A 19,842-nucleotide genomic window follows, 5' to 3' on the forward strand; every position below is an offset into this window, starting at 1 on the left:
TTCCTGCACGAACAGTCCTAGATGTGTCGCGGAAAGGTTGGAATTTGTTACTGGAAAATGCATCATTGGCCTATGGTAAAATTGCGGCAGAATTGTTTATCTGTGCACAAACTGCACAAAGCTATCCAAATTTACATAAATTTATATTATGAGTTATTAAAAAATATTAAGATGCACACTGTATAACATTACAATATTCTTCGATTAGCTGGTTAGGCGCTTGAATGCTTCCTTAAACAAAATAGCAGTTCAAAATATGTTTAAATATTGCCATTAAATTTTTGCGGCAGAATCGCGGCGCATAGTGTTTTTGAAAGCAGGAAATCCAGTGAAATAAAGTTACGGGAGCTTATGTTCGAATCTTATACGACTTATTGCCAGTATTTTTGTAACGGGCTTAAATTGAATTATCTCTAATTAATTATTCTTTAATTTCAAATCGGCTGTTTTCCATTCCGCGTGAAGGACTTCCTTTATAGGATTTTCTAAAACGTCGGCATCAGTAATATTCTTTTTAAAACGGGCGAAAAGAACCATTGCAAAAAATGATGCCCATCACTCCATATTAAAAATGGGGGAAAAGAAGAGCCGAGCACAATACCCAATGAAGAACAAAGATTTTCGCTACAAAATTCAATAGCCCCTAAAGCCGCATCATTCCAATTGAAATCATTGATAAGCCTGCCTAAATCAGCACACGCTGTCTCTTCGGATAGTCTAAATCTGCCCCCTCCAATCATACAGATTAACATTTTGGAAGATTCTCTTTAGGGACAGTGCGCCTCTGGCTAAACGGCAGCCAGGCGGGTTTTATTGCGGAAGAGTGTTCTCAGCGAATCGCTTCAGCTCCACCCTACATTGATTTCTATAGACATCGATGCGCGACTTGGATCATGCAACAGCTCCTTTATATTACTGGCATTGATTAATGCAATACAATTATTATATGAAAATCTGCAAAATGCCGCCGATATTAGGCTAAATGGCGGGCTACCAAAACTAAAAAAGCTTCATATCTGCTACGTTTCGGAATCCGTCTGGGTAAAACTCTGCTGTAACAGCTGCACTGTTAAAAAATAAAAGGCTAATAAACAAGATGTTATTTAAAAAAATTAACACTAGAATCGAAAAATATAAAAAAAGCAGATCTATTGTGTTAAAAATACATTTGCTGTTTTCAACTTTATGGTAAAATTCATAACTTAATATTCTATTTGATCGTCAAAAAGCAAAAAAAATCGATGTAATGCTTAAAAAAGCCCTCAAGGCTTTAAGCTATTGTATAGACTGCAGCTAACAGGCATCCGTTTTTTTTATTGCTCAAGACTGTCAGATAAATCTAAAATCTTAAATAGCAGATATAGGGAAATAAAACTACTTAAATCATTTTGTTGGTTAGTAAATTCCGGACACTTGACAGTGCCTGATAATTTCTATGCTGTTATTTAAATTTTTAGGAAAGGTCACGGCGAGAGCCTTTTTTTTAATATTTAAATTATCAAATCATGAAAAAATTTTTCTTATCAGCCCTACTCTTTATAATAGCTGCGCAGTATGCAGTATCTTTAAATGTTAATCCATTCCTATACCGCACCCCTCTTGGATACGGATCTCTTGCAAACTTTAAATCTGAAAATCCGCAGGAAACCCAAAAGCATCGCGTATGGCTGAATCTGACCAATCCGGAAGGGCTTTTCAAACAGCTGCTGGTCGGATATATGGCTGGAGCAACCAATGGTTTTGATTTCAACTATGACGCTCCGTCTCTGGATGCCAATAAATACGCAGATTTTTACAGCATAAATGAAAGCAGAAAACTAGTGATCCAGGCCCGTGCAGTGCCTTTTAATCCTTCAGATACGATACCATTGGGATACCGATCAGCAATAAAGGGAAATCTTACCATCTCCATTGACCATGCTGACGGCGATCTTGCCCAAAAAGATATCTATCTGCAGGATAAGGAGACAGGAATTGTGCATAATCTGAAAAATAGCCCTTACACATTCCACACCGATACCGGCATTTTCAATGGCCGCTTTGTGCTCCGCTATGCTTCGGAGGACAGATTGGGACTTGATGAACTGAATCATGGAATTGATTTCTGGGTATCAGTGAAAGACAGGGTTATCACTGTCAATTCTGAAAAAACTTTTTTAAGGGAGACCGCAGTTTTTGATATTAACGGAAAGCTTCTTTTCAGCAGCCGCAACAGAGGCCAATCATATGTGGAGATTGCTGGAATTCAAGCCAATTCTCAGGTTCTGCTGGTCAAAGCGACTTTAGAAGATGGCCGCGTTATAGCCCGAAAAGTGCTTTTTTAGCTTCTATTTAGCGGCATATTAAACCGTGCGGAAGCCAATGGGATTACGCACGGTTTCCATAAAAAATAAAATTGCATCCGAGCCATAAAATTAGCAGCTGCAGGAAGACGCCTTAATTCAGTTCCGATTTTCCATCTAAAGTTATCAAGAATTGATACCGCCTTCAGACAGGATTCAGCTTTTGAAATCGGGGCATATCTGAAAAATTTAAAAGTGATCAGAATATGCGCTGCGAAAAGTTCAGCGCAATATTATCATAAAAATGATTGAATTAGTGAGACTTAAACTGGCATGCAAAACATTCGCCGCCGATCATGGCCAAAAAAAATAGTGTGAACAAGAAAGGTGCAATCATCGTCATTGAGGACGATCAGGACGATCAGGATATTTTTAGTGAAGTTTTTAGAGAGCTCAATCGCAAAAATGAAATTATATTTTTCAGCGGCGGTCAGGAAGCATTGGACCATCTGCGTGGAACTTATGATGAACCGTTCATCGTTTTCTCTGGCACCAATATGCCTAAACTGAGCGGTATTGAACTTAGAAAACAAGTATTCGAGAATGAAAGCATTCGTCTAAAAACCATTCCTTATCTATTTTTTACTGCAAGTGCAGAGCAGTGCGATGCAAATGACGCTTACTCAAAATCCATACAGAGATTCTTCGCCAAGCCGTCTGAATTTGGAGAATTACAATATACAATCAGGGTAACAGCTGAATGCTGCAGAAAATGCGCATCGCCTAATTTTGTGGAGTGTCCAAAGAATTTCCAGATTACTTCTGGATCAATGCAATGGTAGTTTTAACGGACTGGCAGACTGCAATTTTTACCTCATCAAATTTAGGAGCTGAAAATTTTGGCCTGTAATTTTTAGAAAAACCAAAACCTTCAGTTGGATAGCCAATCATATTGCGGTCGCATTTTCCATTGCTGTTCTCATCCTGATATACCGCAACAGCATACTCGCCATCAGGCAGATATTTAAATGTGTAAGCAATACGATCTCCTGTAGCTTTTACTTTCACATTGGCGATTCCGGATCCATTATCAAGGAAACCAATTTTCCTGTTGTATAATCCAAAATGACATTTCCTTTATCTGGCACAAGACCAGTCACTTCAACACTTAAATTATTCTGTGCAAAAAGAGCCGTATTTGCTATTAGCAAGAGCATCAGGCTTATTTTTTCAGACTTCATAGGTTTCCTTTCTTTTAATTTGCATTAAAATCTTGTGCGCTTCGCATTCTGACCGGTTAAAAAACTGATTCAGTTCTCTAACATCTCCTTTTATATATGCGCGGTAGGGTTCAGATTTTGAGAGAAGCCATTTTTTAATGATACTTCGGAAAAAAAACGTTATTTTTCTCTGAAGAGGATGGATCTGCTGGCTTACCATTTCGAAATAATCCTCTAAATTTTGTTTTCGAAAATGAATGATAGCATCTAAAACATCACCATCTTTTAAGACTCCGCAATGAAAGTTTTTCTCAGCAAAAGCCCCTATAGGAAAATTGGCTCTGCCTAAACCAAACCTATCAAACATTTTGTCCAAAAAAGTCTCGTACAGAATGACGCAGCTTTCTCCTCCTCCCAAATTGAAAATCTGATTTTCAAGCTTTTTTAAATGCCCCGCCGCATTGGCAAAAGCTCTGCCCGTATCTTTTGGCGTACAGATTTCCATAGGCGTCTTGAGCGGCATATGAAACATTAGTTTGGACATTTTATGATTTCCCATAATGGCGGCCAGACGGAATATGGTCCACGGCAAATTTGAATTTTGAATCAGCGTTTCACAAAGCACTTTTGTTTCTCCGTATTGATCGCCAGGACTAGGTTTCAACGCATCAGCCACTTTGATTTCAGGGTTATTAATTCGATCGCCATATACGGAAACGCTGGAACTAAATATCAAATGGCAGTCAGGTGAACCTTTTTCTAATCCGCGGATAAGATTTTCTGTTCCCTGAACATTAACTCGATAAGCAAGTTGCGGATCTATATCGGCAAGAGGCGGAATAATGGCGGCCAAATGAATAGCTGCATCTTTGTTTTGGGTAACTTTCTGAACTTCTTCTTCATTGCCAATATCGCCGTAAACAATTTCGACACGAGATTGAAACGGCGCCAATTTTTTAATGGAATTTCTGGTTTTAACATCAAAAACCGTCACTTCATAATCAGGATTCTGCACCAAATGCTGTAAAGCTTCAAAACCGACAGTTCCTGATGGGCCGGTCAGCAATATTCTCTTTTTTACTATTCCATTTTCCATTATTTTTGTCTCTATTGATGCTTTATTACCTAACCATTTTGATTTAAAGCTGATTTTACTATAAAATATGTTCTTTATTTAACTTTTTGTACCTTCAAGTATTATTTGTAAAGCTATAAAAGAGTAAATGGACTGATGTTTCAAAAGTTCGGAATTCTGTATGTTAGCGGACAAAAACCAGCCATTTTGTAGCGTAAAAAATTTAATTTATGATGGATTTAAGAAAAGACAGAAGAGTTCAGTACACTAAAAAAGTTTTGCGTGAAGCATTATTCGGTTTGCTGCAGGGACGGGAACTGAGCGAAATTACCATTACTGAATTATGCAAAACGGCAGATGTTAACCGAAATTCATTTTATCGGCATTATGCAATTCCGCTGGATATACTGCTCGAACTGGAAGAAGATATTTTTGAAAGGCTGTCGGCCGTTCTGAGCAGAAGCGCAAATATGGATGAGGTAATTCTTCTGAGCTGCAAATTGCTGGAAAACGACAAGGAAATGAGCAAAATTGTATTTGCAAAAGCAGATGGAAGCGGCATTCTGGCCCGCATTATGACCAGCATTAGAAATAATTTTCCCGTAGAAAATCAAATAGAGCTTAGTCCGGAAACACGGCCATTTATTGAAATGGCATATCAATTTGGCGAGAAAGGAAGCATAGCAGTAATTAAAAGCTGGATTGAAAACGACTTCTCCATTCCTGCCGATGATGTTGCAAAAATGATCAGTTATCTGGTTAACAGGCTCAATAAATTATAGTTTTTTTTGATCTCTCTAAAAACAGAAGTTCTCACCACTCAAATTTCTTCAAAAATCATTTCTGATGCTGACAGTAAAATTATAGATAGAAATCCTAAAATTTTGTAAGGTGTGTTTTAGTAATGCGAATTACTTTTCCTCTAAAATTCAAACATGCGGCAAAATAAAAAAAAGATAGCAATTTTAGGAGGCGGTCCAAGCGGGCTTTTCCTTTACAAAAGGCTTGTCGAATATGGCAGCACTGACCTTGATGTCACCATCTATGAGAAAAAAAGCATGCTTGGTGCCGGAATGCCGTACAGCAGTGAAGGCGCCACTGATGAGCACGTTACAAATGTATCTGACAATGAAATACCAGACATTGTCAGCTCTATAGAAGAATGGATTAAAAATGCTCCTGCCGACTTATTGGAAAGATTTAACATCAATTCTAGCAATTTCAATGAATACAAAGTATTGCCCCGAATTTTATTTGGCCATTACCTTTCTTCCCAGTTCGATCTTCTGCAGCAGATTGCTGCAATAAAAGGAATCACGACAACTATTCTTTATAACACAAATGTCACCGATGTCATCTGCAATAAAGAAGAACAGAAAGTGTGTGTTGTAACAGAGAATGAAAAAGCAGAATTTGATTATGCCGTAATTTGCACAGGACATAACTGGCCCAAAAAATATGAAGGAAAGGTAAAAGGATATTTTGATTCTCCATATCCGCCTTCAAAATTGGCATTAAAATTAAATCATGCCATCGCTATACGAGGATCTTCGCTTACAGCGATTGATGCAATAAGAACTCTAGCCCGCAATAACGGTAGATTTAGTAAAGAAGATGACGGACAGTTAAGCTTTGAAAAAGCAGAAGACTGCCCAGATTTTAGAATGGTTATGCATTCCAGAAGCGGTATGCTTCCTGCCGTTCGGTTCCATTTGGAAGATTCCCACTTATCGCACGATTCGCTGCTTACCAGAGAAGAGATAGACGGGCATCGTAAAGAAAATGATGGATTTCTTTCTCTTGATTTTGTTTTTAAAAGAAATTTCACAGAAATCTTCCGCACAAAAGATCCTGATTTTTACAGCCGCATCAAAGACCTTTCTATAGAGGAATTTGTGGAAGAAATGATGGAGCTCAGAGAACGTTTGGATGCTTTCCAACTTTTAAAGGCAGAATATATTCAGGCAGAAAAATCTATTAAAAGACAGGAATCTATCTACTGGAAAGAAATGCTGGCGGTTTTAAGTTTTGCAATGAACCGCCCAGCGAAATACCTTTCTGCCGAAGATATGCAGCGTCTTCAAAAAGTGCTTATGCCTCTGATATCTATTGTAATTGCTTTTGTGCCTCAAAAATCGTGCAGCGAACTTCTAGCCCTGCATCATGCCGGGGTTTTGGATATTACGGCGGTAAATCAGGATAGTACTGTTGAACCCCAGCATGGCGGCGGGATCATTTACAAGTATCTGGATGAAAATCAAAATCAGAAAGCCGACCATTATGATACTTTTGTAGATTGCGTTGGACAGCCGCATTTATCTTATGGCGATTTTCCTTTTAAAACATTGCTTTCCCAAAAAGCAGCAAGTCCCGCAGCTTTAAAATTTAAATCAAATGAGGCGGCAGAAACAATTTTGGAAAAGGGAAGCACGCTTGTTGAAAAAAATGCGGATGGCAGCTATTCTCTGCAAGTTTCTGGAATTGCAATCAATGACAACTTTCAAATCATTGACCAGTATGGATCTTACAATGAGAACATTTATATCATGGCTGTTCCTTACATTGGAGGATTTAATCCGGATTATTCCGGCCTTGATTTTTGCGAAGCGGCTTCTCTGAGAATTGCCGAAGAAATTTTTAAGGAAGAAAATTTTGAGTTGTAGCCATATCAAATAGTCACCGAAACAGCGGATAATTTACAATTCGAGCCGCCTCCAAATTTGCAACCAAAGTTAAGGCAGTTTTTAAGATCTTAACCATTTTTAAGTTTTGTGGCAAAATCGCGGCAAATCGGTATTTCAAAAAATAAAATTCCAGCAGAAATAAGGCCTTGCAAGTGTAGGCTGGAAACTGTATGCGGCCCTATTAATTTCCTGTTCTATCGAAGCCGATAAGTGATTTATTTCTTTGTCTGGCCAGCAGAATTAACAGCTCAATAATTTATGCAGAATACAGACTGCTTTTTTTTTGTATTTTAGCTCTTTAAAGCCTGCAGTCAAAGACATTCGATATTGTGGATTTGGCTAAATACGGAGGCGGCGCAAAGCAGAAAGCGTACAGATAAAATTGATAGACAAAATAAAATGACAATAGAACAGATTATAGAAAAACAGATGCTTGCCTACACCAATAGGGACATCGAGAGCATGATGGCCCTTTTCAGCCAGGAAATTAAAATAGTTGATTTTTCAGATAATAGAATAATTATCCAAGGCATAGATGAATGCCAAAAAATGTATCATACGCTGTTCCTTAATTCTCCAGATCTTCGAGCTGAGATACTAAACAGCATCACTTTTGACAACAAGGTTATTGTTCAGGAGTATATTCATGGGCGCAATGGAAGCGCTGAAAAAATGGAGCAGGCGATTATTTTTGAAATAAATAATGAAAAAATAGATAAGATAACCGTTATAAAAAAAAATTAAGCGATTTTAAAAGAGAATCCGGCAGTTCAGCATTTGCGGCAGAACGCATCACGCTTATTCAATTTCCCAGCCCCCATGGCTTCACCAGACCGCTTCGCTCGTGTTCAATGTAGATCTTTCTGCGCCGGGGTTTGGCACAGAAGATCGCTTCTTCAGTCCGCTATCTCTCGTGTAGGGCGCATAGCGGGGAAGAGTTCCTAAAAATAATATTTGCTGAATAAATCTCAACGCCAAATGGCGCCATTTTTTATTAATACTCCTAAATTTAACTGGGTATGCTGCCGGCCTTATTTAAAAACGCTGTAGGGCTCTTGCCAAATTGCTTTTTGAAGGCATATGAGAAATGTGACAAATTTTCAAAACCCACTTCGCAATATACATCAATAGGTTTCCTGTTCTTTTTTGCCAATTGGAAATATGCCAGTTCGAGCCGTTTTTGGGTGATCCATTTTTGCGGTGTAGTATTGTATGCTTTCTTAAAATCCCTCTTAAAGGTTGTCAGGCTTCTGCCTGTCAGGTAGCCGAATTTTTCCAAAGGCATGTTAAACATATAATTCCGCTCCATAAATTCAACAAGGTTGATTTTGTGGGGCTCAGAAAAGTCAGATAAGATATTATCAATATCCTTGTCCAAGGAGCGCAAAACCGTAATTGCTTCCTGAATTTTCAATTGGGAAAGTCCCTCTGGCAATTTGTAGTTCAGGTCGAAATAGGGCAGTATCGAAGCAAAAAAACTATCTAGCAGAGGATTTCCCGGCAATGGCTTGACGCAATCGGCTTTAGAAACCAAAGCGGTCTGGAGTTTCTTTTGCTGGTAAAATGTCATTAAAACGTCCTGACCCAGTTTTACTATAATCGCCCGATAAGGCTGGCCGTCTTTATCCGATTTAATTAAGGTGGAAAGCTGGTTCCTTGGAAATAAAAGAGTGTCTCCCGCTCCTAAAAGATACGTTTTATCTGATTGAATAACTTTTAATTCACCTGAAATTATTCGAACAATGCAATGCTCCTCGGCAATCATTTCTATATTCTGATGCGTCGAGCCGTTGCAGGTGAAAACAATCTCTGCGTAATTATTGATTTGTCTTGTTGCCATGGTGTAAAGTTAAAAAAAGAAATAAGATCCAGTTAAATGAATCTTATTTCTTCCTGCTTTTAAATATCAAATTTCACATTAGTCAATTCTTCGCTTATTGCCCAAAGTTTTTGTGCCGCCTCCGCCTTTAGGGCAAATGGTGCAACACCTGCAAATCCGCCGGGGTTTCTATAGGCCGCAGCAATATTTTCATAATTGGTCTGGTCGTATTGCGCTATCTCGACGTCTTCTAGATACACCCCTCCAATGTTTTCCAATTGAGGGCTTGTTGCAGCCCAGACTGTTGTAGCAGCTCCCTGTTCTTTGCTTTTTTGCATGTTTTTCATCGCAGCTTCAGCTTCAAGGTTTGGTGTGCCGTCAGCATGCAAAATCCCTAATGCAACAAAATCCTCAAAGGCCAAATGCCTGCCCAGATTGGTTTCAAGAATCAAACCGGGATGAAGGACATAGGCTCTTACTCCAAATGGTTTTGCCTTTTTATCCAATTCCACCGTAAAAAGCACATTTGCAGTTTTAGACTGCCCATAAGCTTCAAATTTGTCATACTCTCTTGCCGAATAGTTTACATCATCAAAAAGAACAGGCGAATAATGGTGTCCTGAGGAGGAAACTGTCACGACCCTTGAGCCATCTGCTTTTTTCAAAGCGTTCCAAAGTTTGGCTGTCAGATGAAAATGTCCTAAATGATTCGTTGAGAATTGCCCCTCATAACCGCGCTTATCACGCTGCAGAGGTGTCCACATTACCCCCGCGTTGTTGATAAGGATATCAAGAGGTTTTCCCGACTCTAAAAAGTTCTCTGCAAACGCATCGATCGACGTGGGATCTGTCAGATTCAATGTTTCTGTTTCTACATTTGCAATGCCTTCTAAATTTCGTCTGCCTTTTGATGCATCCCTTGAAGCAACTATAACGGTGGCTCCTGCTGAAGTTAAAGCTTTGGTGATTTCCAAACCAAGGCCGCCGTCGCCGCCGGTCACAATTGCTGTCTTGCCTGTTAGGTCTATACCATTGATAACATCTTTTGCTGTCGATTTTGCATTGAAGCCTGAACCTACTGGTTTTTGTAATGCTCCATTGTAATTGTTTTGTTCCATCTTTATTAAAATTTTATTGTGACAAAGGTAGAATGCACTCCGTGGGCGGGTTTTGTTCTAAAGTCCGAATTGCTTTGTTTTAAAGGCCTCATTTATTAAAGATCATTTTTGTATCTTGTAGCAATAAAATGAGATCAGATAATGTACACTGAAAAACAGGCAGAACAGCTATGCCGATATTATAGCAATATAATAATAGGGAAACCCATTTACAGATTCAAACTGGAATCACCTTCAATTACTGCTGTAAGGATAGAAGAGATTTCAAGTAATGAGTTTGATATTATCTGCTACACCAAAAGTTTAGAAGGCATCGGCTTTTTCAGGGATATCAGGTCTGCTGCAAAAGAACTGGGACTGCCTGCTCCAGCAAAGATATTGGCCGGCTGATAAACAGGCAATATCTGATAATTTTACTTCTCAGATATCTATACCTCAATTTCTTCCAAATCCACTTTAAAATTCAGCAGTCAGCCAATTAACTTTCTACCCCCAATAGCAGCGTAAACACCTTTATGCCGGGGTTGGGCATAAAAGGCTGCTTCGCTCGGGTGGAACGCATAGCGGACATAATCTCCAAAAAAAACTAAAAGACAGATGAACCCACTTATCGAGCAGCTAAAAAAATACGGCCCAATCAGCCATGAAGCTGAAAATGACATTGAGCAGAAAACAAAAAAAATAAACAAAAAAAAGAACAGCCACTTTCTAAAAAAAGGACAGCTGCTGACAAGCTATTTTGTCGTAAGCAAAGGCGTTTTCAGAGCATACATTCATCGCCATGACAAGGAAGTCAACGTCTGGTTTGGACAGGAAAATCAAATTTTCGGAGCCATCATGCCAATGTACACCAGCAGGCCTTCTCCGGAAAACATCCAATTTTTAGAAGAATCAGAACTTTATGCCATAGCCGCTAACGATTTGGAAATTCTATACAAAGCGCATCCGGAACTAAACCTGGTAGGCAGAAAAATTGCAGAAGAATTATGTGTGGTGCTTGAAGAGAGAATCACCTCACTGCTCACAGAAACCGCACCGGAACGCTATCAGTCGCTCATCAAAGAACATCCCAACTTAATCGGCCGGATAAATCTCGGCCATATCGCATCTTATGTCGGCGTTACGCAGGAAACTTTAAGCCGGATAAGAAAAAGCTAGGCTATTTTGATCTACATCAAAAAAAGCGCATTCTTTAAATCCGAACTTTGCATCATTAAATATTTGAGATATGCAAAACAAGGAAAGAGAAAGTACAAGAATCATCAACAAAGCTATCATTTATGAAGGCTATGGTGCAGAACTTGGTAAAACTAAATTTGTTCGGGAAAATGCATCCGGGCGCTTGACTATCGTTGCTATTGGAAATCCTTCAGAAGCCCTGCCTGCGGCCATCGAACTTGTTGAAGAAGGTGCAGAACTGATAGAACTCTGCGGCTACATTCCCATTATCTGGAAATTGAGGATTCTCCAGGCAGTTGGAGACAAAGCAAAAGTCAGTTCAGTTACCTTCGGAATCGAATCGCTGCTATTGGCAGCCGCATTCAGCAAATCCTACCAAGAGGAAAAGCCGCCCCGCGAAGCATACATTTTTTTAGAGAAAGGCAGCAATCCCGATACTGACCGATTTGAAAAAGCATTCGGCTTCCAGCACACCACTTTTATTCCCGTACCGGATGAGGCTGCAGGCGGCAAAGTTGCTGCCGAACTGGCAGAATCTGGCTTCGGCCTGATTGAATTGTACGGAGGATTCACCACTGCCGGTGCGGCCAGAGTAATTGAAGCGGCAGCGGGACGCGCAGCTGTTGGAGTCGGCAGTTTCACGCTGGAAGAAACCAGCATATTAATTCATAACTAATAAATAAAAATAAGCTACTATGAAAAAGCAGAAAATTAATTGGTTTGATAACGTAGAACACCGTGCACATCCACATCACGGTTTGAATTGGCTGACTGCAACAATCAGTGTGCCCGATGTTTCCAAAGCGATAGAATTCTATACCGAAGCATTTGAAATGGTCTGCATTTCGGAATTGGAAGACGAAAAAAACAGTGAGCTCTTATTTGCAAGAATTCGTTACCGTGGAAATAATTTTGTCCTGAACAAGGAAAATTGGGATTTCAACGCAGCTGCACCAGCTACTTCCGGTCAGATACCTCCCTTTGTTTTTTACCTTTACGTCGATGATGTAAAGACATTGGTCGAAGCTGTGAGAAGAGAGAAAGAAGCCCAAATTTTAGCAGAACCACAAATGCAGTTTTGGGGCGATCTAAAAGCCAGAATCAAAGATCCATTTGGATATATTTGGGATGTGGCAGAAAAAGCAGATTAATGTGGGAAGCAACTTAAATTAATTGATCTAAAATTATCATACTTAAAATAAAAATTGCCTTTTACTTTAAATATTGAGATTGCAAAAAATAAGGAGCAAATGCCCCTTAATTTTATTTTCATTTTTCGGTATCGCATTCTCAAAGGGATTACTTTTCTGCCACAAAACCTAAATCGCATAAAAGTAATTAATAGAGCCAAAGAAAGACAACTCTACATTAAGCATAACAATCTTTTCAAATCCTCAATAATATTTGTAGAATTGTATTTTAGTTTACTGGCATAAATCAATTGAGTTTTTATAATTTTTCACATCAGTCCCCAACAGGACATCTAAACCAAATTCACTAAGCCAATGGAAGACAGACATTACATATGGTAAGCCAATAACTTCAAATCATCCAAAAATGATGTTGAAATTTGTCCTGTCCCTGGTCACAAAAGCCAAAATGGCGCCAATTGTCTTCAATTGGCGCCATTTTTTTTATAAAACACTTATTTTCCTATTGCCTTTTTATTCTAAAGACTGTTTTTCTAAATAAAGCAAATCCATTTGTTAATCTGTGCTTTCTAGTAACGATAGGAATGCTCAATATGGTGAGCAGCGAAATACATGCGGCTGTACCCAAAGCTCCTCCATAACCATTAAAAAACCTGCTTGCATTGAGAAAGATGATGCAGAAAACCATACCTCCAGCGCCTATCGCCCAATAATTTGAAATCAATCGGCTTGAAACCATTCCTATAAATGATGATCCGATAAATACCAAAGGGATATTTTGGGCTAAATGCACTTCAATATTTACAGTATTAAAATGAAAAATAAGCGCAACAGCAAGCGATAAAACCGCAGAGGAACGAACTGGTCCCTGATTTCTGCCTTCACTTACATAAAAAGTCATAACCGCGCCAGTGAAACCGACTAAGATTAATACTAAAACATCAAACATAATATGAAATAAGATAGTAAATAAATGAAGTTATTGCCACGCCTGTGAATGCCAGAGTGCCTAATTTGCCCCCAACTCCCGAAAAAAGGCTTTTGGAAACCAGAATCAATACGGCTGTAAAAAAACTCGCAGCCAAAATAAAAAAGATATCCGGCGCCACTCGCGTGCTTGACATTCCGATAAATGCCCCACAGTAAATGACTGCAGGCAGCTGCTTCAAATAATTAGACTTCTTATTAATTTCAGGAACAAAAGATCCCAAAGCTCCAATTGCAGCTGCCGATATCACAGGGCCCAAACCCAGATAATGATTAAGATAAAAAGATGATACTGCCCCTACAGGAATCCAGGATACAACAAGTATATGTTCATATTGATGATCATAATGATGAATCGGTCCCCTCAAATAGGTTACCAGTATCAAGGGACAGATGACGATTATCGATAGCAATACCCACATTGATTGGAAGTTCTCCCTAAAAATAGCAGACAAAAAAGCAATTTGAATAATTAAAAGTATTAAAATGCTTGTCTTTCGGACAAAGCTGCTTTTTTTTGCAAGCTGATGATTTTTATTGATTTCCACCATTTAATATATTTAATGAATGAACTGGAATTTTGACACTGCCTCCAATTTCATTTTCAATGCGCCCGTTAAAACTTAACCATATTAACAATTGCACTTTTTTGAAAACAAAACGGACAGCGGATAGGCTTTTTTGATTTACCCAATTAGACTATTGACAATCACTTTTGATTTTTCTATCAACTCGTTGGACTTAAACATCTGGCTTTCTATGATAGAACTTTCAAACAGCATATAAATATGGTCTGACAACCCCTCTTCAGCTATTAAATTTGAAAAAAAATCTCTAAGGTCTTTCTTATGGTCCTGAATCACATTCAATATCTTTAAATTATCAGCCGGAATTTCAGACAGAATATTCAAGAAGCTGCAGCCTCTGAAGTTCTCCTTGGAATTCATGTAAACTAAATAATCAAATGATGACAGAATCTTTGATTTCATATCTTTTCTATCTCTTATGAAATTATCAAGCTCATTGAACCAATAGACATGTCTTGCATTTAAGAACGCGACACATAAATCCTCTTTAGATTTAAAATGCTGATAAAAACTGGCCTTGGCAACATTTGCTTCGGAAATAATCTGATTAATGCCGGTTGAATTATAACCCTGACTAGCGAACAGGACCATGGTCACATCCATAATTCTTTCTTTTGGAGATATCATAAACTAAATTTTAGATTACAAATATATAACTAATTCTAAAGACATACAAACTTGTCTGTCTATAACTCCTTGAAATTAGCTCACAAAAAGTTCTAAAACACAAAGCATATCTCTACTTGCTTTTTGTATGGCACATGAAAAAGTAGAAATAGGCGCTGTAAAAACAAACCTAATTCTACTTCATATAAAGTTTCAGTTATTTAAACTTTCGATCACTCTCCTTGATTGGCAGATCGTTAATGCTGGCATACCTTTTCGCCATTAGGCCATTCTCATCAAATTCCCAATTTTCATTTCCGTATGCCCTAAACCAATTACCTTTCTGGTCCATATACTCATATTCGAATCTCACGGCAATACGGTTGTCTGTGTGTGCCCAATACTCCTTTTTAAGCTTATAATTTAACTCCTTCTTCCACTTATCAGAAAGAAACTTGACAATCTCTTCCCTTCCGTTGACAAATTTATCTCTATTCCTCCATTCGCTGTCAATGGTGTAGGCTTTAGAAATTTTTACAGGATCTTTAGAATTCCAGGCATCTTCTGCATATTGCACTTTCTGTAATGCGGTTTCCAAGGTAAATGGCGGTATTGGATACTTTTTCTCTGTTTGTGTATTCGAGGAACTTTGTGCACTTGCCAAACCTGCTGTCAGAAATCCAACTGTTAAAATGATCTGTTTAAATATTTTCATAACTCCCTTTTCTTATTTTTATATTAAAATTAATTCCTTTAGAAGCCCCCTAATAAAGCTTCTCGATTCTGATGGTGTAGATAGATAAAAGCGGAATCAGCAAATTCAATAATTACTAATTACCAATTCCACTTCTATAAAGTTCATTTATTTAAACTTTCTGTCTTCTTCGCTGATTGCTAAATCATTAATACTAGCGTATCTCCTAGCCATCAATCCATTCTGGTCAAATTCCCAATTTTCATTTCCATACGCCCTGAACCAATTACCCTCCAAGTCCATATATTCATATTCAAATCGAACTGCGATGCGGTTGTCCGTGTGAGACCAATACTCCTTTTTAAGTTTATAATGCAGCTCCTTGGTCCATTTGCTGGCAAGAAATTCGACAATTTCTTCTCTTCCGTTGACAAACTTATCCCTGTTCCTCCATTCGCTGTCGATGGTGTAGGCTTTAGAAATTTTTACAGGATCCTGAGAATTCCATGCATCTTCAGCAAATTGAATTTTCTGTAGTGCGGATTCCAATGTAAAAGGCGGTAGTGGATGTTTCTGTTCCATTTTTCAGTAATTAAATTGTTAATAATTTGCGTGTTTTCATTTATTGATAAATCTGTTACGATTCTACAGGGCAAACTTAAAACAAAAATACAATATAGACAAACCTGTCTGTCTATTTTTATTTTTCTTTTTTTTTTCTTGGTTGATATTTCAAGTCTCTAACCACTTTTAAAAAACAAGCAAATCATTGATAAACAATCATTTACATCTTAGCTATGTGATTTAAAAGAATTGAGTAAATTTCTACTACTTCCAAAAAACCCTCTATTGAATAACAAGATTAATCTCTCAATTTTTTATTGCAATAAATAATTTTAGCCTGAGACTTGTGAAAATTCGTATTCTATTAATGAATGATTAAAGACTTTTATGAGAATATAAACTTGGAAGATGCCTATCAATTTTTAGCTTTCATAATAACATTCTTTTGCAATAATCTACTCTTCATTCGAGATGTACTCGATGATTCTAAGCTGATTTGATATCCTATTAATTACTTTTAAAGAAAGTTTTTTTGATGCTTTATGAAAGTGCTCACAATTTTAAAGTGCAATTGTAAAATCCATTTAAGTAAAATTTACCCTCCATTTTGGGCAATGATAAGCACTCATGGCAGAAGAGAATTTTAGCAATGTATAAAATGCTTTACACTACCAAAAAATACAGCTAGTGTATACGCGCTGAGAAGTATTTGGTTATGATGGAAATCTCCACTAATCACTCAAGGAAAAGCCCTTATTTGCATTTTTTATATGATGCGAACTAATAGGACAATGGAGTTTGGAAATTAACAGAGATTACCTACGCAAAGGACTTTTGGGTAGGTAAGCATTGAATTTATATCTTAAAACTAAAATGTATCATTTTTACATAGAGTTATAAAGGCATCCAATGCTGGTGCAGGCGAAAGATCTTTTCTGTAAATCAAAACTGTTGTCACTAATCCCAATTCAGGGGGAAGAGCAAATGTTTTTATAGATCTACTGCTGTAAAATTTAGAAATTATATCCATAGGAAGCACACTGATCCCAATACCGGATTCCACAAAATTAATTACTCCTTCTACGGAGTTCATTACTGTACTGTGAAATTGAAAAATTCCTCTACTCAGCAGCCAAGCCTCCAGTTTTGCTCTAAACACGCAGCCTTGGTCAAAAACAATAGTCTTCAGCGGATTATTAAGCAGTACATCTTCAAGGCTTTTGCAATCTGCAGGAGCCACAATAACAATCTGCTCATCCTTAATTTTAAGCTGCTCCAATTCTGGAATATGCACAGGAGCAGGAACAAAAGCCGCATCAAGTTTATGCGTTATGACATCGTTTACAAGTTTTTCCCTCATACCGGATTGCAAAAATAAATCAACAGATGGGTATTCAACTGCCAGATGATTGATAAGTTCAGGACCTTTTATAATCATCATCGTTTCCAGTGAACCGATTTTTATCTGCCCCTGCACCGTATCATTCTTCACTATGGAACTTTTAGCTTCATCAATCAGACGGCTGATTTTCTTACTGTAAAGCATCAGTGTTTCTCCAGCCGCTGTTAGTTCTACTTTTCGGTTAGAACGAATAAACAATTCTGTATCAAACTCCTGCTCCAGGTTTTTTATTCTTGCTGTAACGTTAGACTGCACTGTAAACATAGCTTCTGCGGCTTTCGTAAAACTTCCATAGTAAGCAACTGCTTCAAATAACTTTAAGTCGTTGGTATTCATTAATCACTAATTATGATTTACAATATCATTATAAATCGTTTTAACGATCAAATATATACTATACTTTTGAAAAAAAAAGAATATGAATCAAATAAAAAAAATAAAATGGACAGCCTCAATCATTCTGATTGTCGTAACAATGAATTCTTCAATTATGGGACAATCAAAAACAAATTCAAACAAAAAAGTAAGCACTTCAATTAGAAGTATTCATTATCAAAATACTAAAGTGAATGGTCAAAACATTTTTTATCGAGAAGCAGGTCAGAGCGGTGCCCCAATTATCTTATTACTGCATGGTTATCCAACATCATCCCATATGTTTCGTAACCTTATTCCAATACTGAGCGAAAAATATCATGTAATTGCTCCAGATCTGCCGGGTTTCGGCTTTAGCGATATGCCAGATAGGACCCAATACAGCTATACTTTTGACAATCTAGCCAAAACAATGCAGGGTTTTATTGACCAGCTTGCGCTGAAAAGGTTTGCAGTTTATGTGTTTGATTACGGAGCGCCAGTAGGATTCCGCCTTGCTGCCGCAAATCCAGAAAAAATAACCGGCATCGTTTCTCAAAATGGAAATGCCTACGAGGAAGGATTAAGTACGGTATGGAATCCAATTCAAAAATACTGGAACGAAGACACGCTGGAAAACAGGGATGCACTTAGGAGCAGTTTTGCTATTGAAGGCACTAAATTTCAATATTTCCATGGAGTCAAAGACGCTTCATTAATCGCACCTGAAGCATACATTATGGATCAGAACTTTCTAAATCGTCCTGGAGCAATTGAAATACAGCTTGATTTGATAAAAGATTACAAATCAAATGTAGCCATGTATCCGAAATTTCAGGAATATTTTAGAAATTACAAACCCAAATTTCTAGCTGTATGGGGCGATAAAGATCCTTATTTTTTACCTCAGGGCGCAGAGGCATTTAAACGTGATATACCAGAAACAAAAGTCAAATTTTATGATACCGGTCATTTTGCATTGGAGACCCACGCAGCAGAAATAGGAAATGAAATCTTAAAATTTTTGAATGCTCTTCCCAATTAAAGGCTGAAAAATTACATATGTTGCATAAGCATTATAGCAACCAAGCTGTTTCAAGATACGCATTGATAATACTATTATCAATGCGTATTTTTTTAATTAAAATATTCAAAGTTTCCCACACTAACAAATCTGAAGATTTCCTCTGCAATTTGATGCTACCAAATCTTAAAAATTGTAATCTTGCATAATATAACTTTTATCAAATGAGCAATTCCACTCCTATTTTAGAATCACATCATAAGAAATTAGGCCTTATTTCTTTTAATTCAAACACTTTGGATTTTGTAAATGGTGAAAGTTTCCGGCACTACATCAAAGTCATATTTATTCCTGCCGGTTATTCCTTGACAGTAGATTTCAATTTATATCATACTGCCAGTCCTACACTTTTTTTTGTCAATACAAACCAGTATCTGGATATTCAGACTGCAAATAATGAAGATGCATTTCTGATACACTACAACAGAGATTTTTATTGCATTCAGATCCACGATGAAGAAGTGGCCTGCGACGGTCTTTTGTTCAATAATATTTTTGAAATACCCAAAGTTGATCTTTTGGAAGAGGAATTAAACGCGGTTTCCCAACTATTCGGCAATATCAATGATGAGCTTATTTTTCAGGATCTTTCATCGGAGGAAATGATCCGAACTTATCTGAAGCAAATCATTATTCGCGCTACAAGGCAATGGAAAAAGCAGAATCTTAAAAACCAGCATCCCAATCTCATAACTGCCGAGCAGGATTTTTTTCGCAATTTCAGCCGACTAGTGGACATCCATTATAAGCAAAAACACAGCGTTGCAGATTATGCCGGCCTTTTAAATCTTGCTCCAAAAACAATTTCCAATAAATTCCATAAGCTTGGTATGGAAAACCCTAATGAAATGATTAAAAACAGGATAATTCTGGAAGCAAAGAGATTAATGCTCTACAGCGATTTGAGCATAAAAGAGATTGCTTATGAGCTGGGTTATGAAGACCCAGCCTATTTCAATCGGATCTTTACGCAGAAATCAGGCAAAACGCCATCGGTTTTCAGAAAAGAAATCAAAAAATAAACACAATATCCTTG

At 37.6% G+C, this 19,842-nt stretch carries 22 protein-coding genes; 11 read left to right on the plus strand and 11 right to left on the minus strand.

The annotated features are described in order from the left end of the window. Nucleotides 1–1,505 precede the first annotated feature (1,505 nt). On the plus strand, nucleotides 1,506–2,324 hold the full coding sequence (locus tag ACE01P_RS02340) for a T9SS sorting signal type C domain-containing protein (protein WP_379693657.1): 819 nt from the start codon (nucleotides 1,506–1,508) through the stop codon (nucleotides 2,322–2,324). 314 nt (nucleotides 2,325–2,638) lie between these two features. Then, nucleotides 2,639–3,124, plus strand: a complete 486-nt coding sequence (locus tag ACE01P_RS02345; RefSeq protein ID WP_379693659.1) for a response regulator — start codon at nucleotides 2,639–2,641, stop codon at nucleotides 3,122–3,124. Here ACE01P_RS02345 and ACE01P_RS02350 read toward each other — a convergent pair. Genes ACE01P_RS02350 through ACE01P_RS02360 form a run of 3 tightly spaced genes read right to left on the minus strand, consistent with a single transcriptional unit; the run spans nucleotide 3,099 to nucleotide 4,598 of the window. Further along, nucleotides 3,099–3,350: a DUF2141 domain-containing protein gene (locus ACE01P_RS02350; RefSeq protein ID WP_379693661.1), complete on the minus strand. Its 252-nt coding sequence runs from the start codon at nucleotides 3,348–3,350 to the stop codon at nucleotides 3,099–3,101. The two genes, ACE01P_RS02345 and ACE01P_RS02350, sit on opposite strands and share 26 nt — an antisense overlap. After that, nucleotides 3,347–3,499 (minus strand): hypothetical protein, encoded by a 153-nt coding sequence (locus tag ACE01P_RS02355; protein ID WP_379693663.1) that lies wholly within the window; start codon nucleotides 3,497–3,499, stop codon nucleotides 3,347–3,349. The genes ACE01P_RS02350 and ACE01P_RS02355 overlap by 4 nt, the downstream gene beginning before the upstream one ends. 13 nt (nucleotides 3,500–3,512) lie before the next feature. After that, nucleotides 3,513–4,598, minus strand: coding sequence for an NAD-dependent epimerase/dehydratase family protein (locus ACE01P_RS02360; RefSeq protein WP_379693665.1), 1,086 nt, complete (start codon nucleotides 4,596–4,598; stop codon nucleotides 3,513–3,515). Between the two features lie 209 nt (nucleotides 4,599–4,807). Here ACE01P_RS02360 and ACE01P_RS02365 point away from each other — a divergent pair, with 209 nt between their 5' ends. The 3 genes from ACE01P_RS02365 to ACE01P_RS02375 all read left to right on the plus strand — a co-directional run bounded on the left by ACE01P_RS02365 (nucleotide 4,808) and on the right by ACE01P_RS02375 (nucleotide 8,005). Continuing rightward, the gene (locus tag ACE01P_RS02365; protein WP_379693667.1) at nucleotides 4,808–5,359 is read left to right on the plus strand and encodes a TetR/AcrR family transcriptional regulator; all 552 of its coding nucleotides are present in this window, start codon (nucleotides 4,808–4,810) and stop codon (nucleotides 5,357–5,359) included. 153 nt (nucleotides 5,360–5,512) lie between these two features. Beyond that, entirely contained in the window at nucleotides 5,513–7,240 is a 1,728-nt protein-coding gene (locus ACE01P_RS02370) for an FAD/NAD(P)-binding protein (protein WP_379693669.1), read from the plus strand. Between the two features lie 420 nt (nucleotides 7,241–7,660). Next, complete coding sequence (locus ACE01P_RS02375) at nucleotides 7,661–8,005, plus strand: nuclear transport factor 2 family protein (RefSeq protein ID WP_379693671.1); 345 nt, start codon at nucleotides 7,661–7,663, stop codon at nucleotides 8,003–8,005. A 265-nt stretch (nucleotides 8,006–8,270) separates the two neighbouring features. Here ACE01P_RS02375 and ACE01P_RS02380 read toward each other — a convergent pair whose 3' ends face one another. Continuing rightward, complete coding sequence (locus ACE01P_RS02380) at nucleotides 8,271–9,101, minus strand: helix-turn-helix domain-containing protein (RefSeq protein WP_379693673.1); 831 nt, start codon at nucleotides 9,099–9,101, stop codon at nucleotides 8,271–8,273. Nucleotides 9,102–9,160: 59 nt separating this feature from the next. Continuing rightward, the gene (locus tag ACE01P_RS02385; protein WP_379693675.1) at nucleotides 9,161–10,198 is read right to left on the minus strand and encodes an SDR family NAD(P)-dependent oxidoreductase; all 1,038 of its coding nucleotides are present in this window, start codon (nucleotides 10,196–10,198) and stop codon (nucleotides 9,161–9,163) included. A 141-nt stretch (nucleotides 10,199–10,339) separates the two neighbouring features. Between ACE01P_RS02385 and ACE01P_RS02390 the strand changes: the two genes are divergently transcribed. The 4 genes from ACE01P_RS02390 (at nucleotide 10,340) to ACE01P_RS02405 (ending at nucleotide 12,528) form a co-directional block, all read left to right on the plus strand. Further along, nucleotides 10,340–10,588, plus strand: coding sequence for a hypothetical protein (locus ACE01P_RS02390; protein ID WP_379693678.1), 249 nt, complete (start codon nucleotides 10,340–10,342; stop codon nucleotides 10,586–10,588). A gap of 207 nt (nucleotides 10,589–10,795) precedes the next feature. Continuing rightward, entirely contained in the window at nucleotides 10,796–11,356 is a 561-nt protein-coding gene (locus ACE01P_RS02395) for a Crp/Fnr family transcriptional regulator (protein WP_379693680.1), read from the plus strand. 70 nt (nucleotides 11,357–11,426) lie between these two features. Then, the gene (locus tag ACE01P_RS02400) at nucleotides 11,427–12,053 is read left to right on the plus strand and encodes a DUF6506 family protein (RefSeq protein WP_379693683.1); all 627 of its coding nucleotides are present in this window, start codon (nucleotides 11,427–11,429) and stop codon (nucleotides 12,051–12,053) included. A 19-nt stretch (nucleotides 12,054–12,072) separates the two neighbouring features. Then, nucleotides 12,073–12,528: a VOC family protein gene (locus ACE01P_RS02405; RefSeq protein WP_379693685.1), complete on the plus strand. Its 456-nt coding sequence runs from the start codon at nucleotides 12,073–12,075 to the stop codon at nucleotides 12,526–12,528. Nucleotides 12,529–13,030: 502 nt separating this feature from the next. Here the strand turns inward: ACE01P_RS02405 and ACE01P_RS02410 are convergent. From ACE01P_RS02410 to ACE01P_RS02435, 6 genes are all read right to left on the minus strand, one after another. After that, nucleotides 13,031–13,477 (minus strand): hypothetical protein, encoded by a 447-nt coding sequence (locus ACE01P_RS02410; protein WP_379693688.1) that lies wholly within the window; start codon nucleotides 13,475–13,477, stop codon nucleotides 13,031–13,033. Continuing rightward, nucleotides 13,470–14,066, minus strand: coding sequence for a hypothetical protein (locus tag ACE01P_RS02415; RefSeq protein ID WP_379693691.1), 597 nt, complete (start codon nucleotides 14,064–14,066; stop codon nucleotides 13,470–13,472). The genes ACE01P_RS02410 and ACE01P_RS02415 overlap by 8 nt, the downstream gene beginning before the upstream one ends. A 135-nt stretch (nucleotides 14,067–14,201) precedes the next feature. Further along, nucleotides 14,202–14,729 carry a TetR/AcrR family transcriptional regulator gene (locus ACE01P_RS02420; protein WP_379693694.1) on the minus strand — a complete coding sequence of 176 codons (528 nt, stop codon included), beginning with the start codon at nucleotides 14,727–14,729 and terminating at the stop codon, nucleotides 14,202–14,204. Between the two features lie 196 nt (nucleotides 14,730–14,925). Next, entirely contained in the window at nucleotides 14,926–15,423 is a 498-nt protein-coding gene (locus ACE01P_RS02425) for a DUF1348 family protein (RefSeq protein WP_379693696.1), read from the minus strand. Between the two features lie 147 nt (nucleotides 15,424–15,570). Then, entirely contained in the window at nucleotides 15,571–15,984 is a 414-nt protein-coding gene (locus ACE01P_RS02430) for a DUF1348 family protein (protein ID WP_379693698.1), read from the minus strand. Nucleotides 15,985–16,834: 850 nt separating this feature from the next. Beyond that, nucleotides 16,835–17,704 (minus strand): LysR family transcriptional regulator, encoded by an 870-nt coding sequence (locus ACE01P_RS02435; protein ID WP_379693701.1) that lies wholly within the window; start codon nucleotides 17,702–17,704, stop codon nucleotides 16,835–16,837. Between the two features lie 82 nt (nucleotides 17,705–17,786). Between ACE01P_RS02435 and ACE01P_RS02440 the strand changes: the two genes are divergently transcribed. Next, nucleotides 17,787–18,767, plus strand: a complete 981-nt coding sequence (locus ACE01P_RS02440) for an alpha/beta fold hydrolase (RefSeq protein ID WP_379693704.1) — start codon at nucleotides 17,787–17,789, stop codon at nucleotides 18,765–18,767. Between the two features lie 203 nt (nucleotides 18,768–18,970). Beyond that, on the plus strand, nucleotides 18,971–19,828 hold the full coding sequence (locus ACE01P_RS02445) for a helix-turn-helix domain-containing protein (protein WP_379693707.1): 858 nt from the start codon (nucleotides 18,971–18,973) through the stop codon (nucleotides 19,826–19,828). Nucleotides 19,829–19,842 lie beyond the last annotated feature (14 nt).

Origin of the sequence: Flavobacterium sp. HJSW_4 (genome assembly GCF_042436695.1) — a bacterium.
GTDB lineage: Bacteria > Bacteroidota > Bacteroidia > Flavobacteriales > Flavobacteriaceae > Flavobacterium.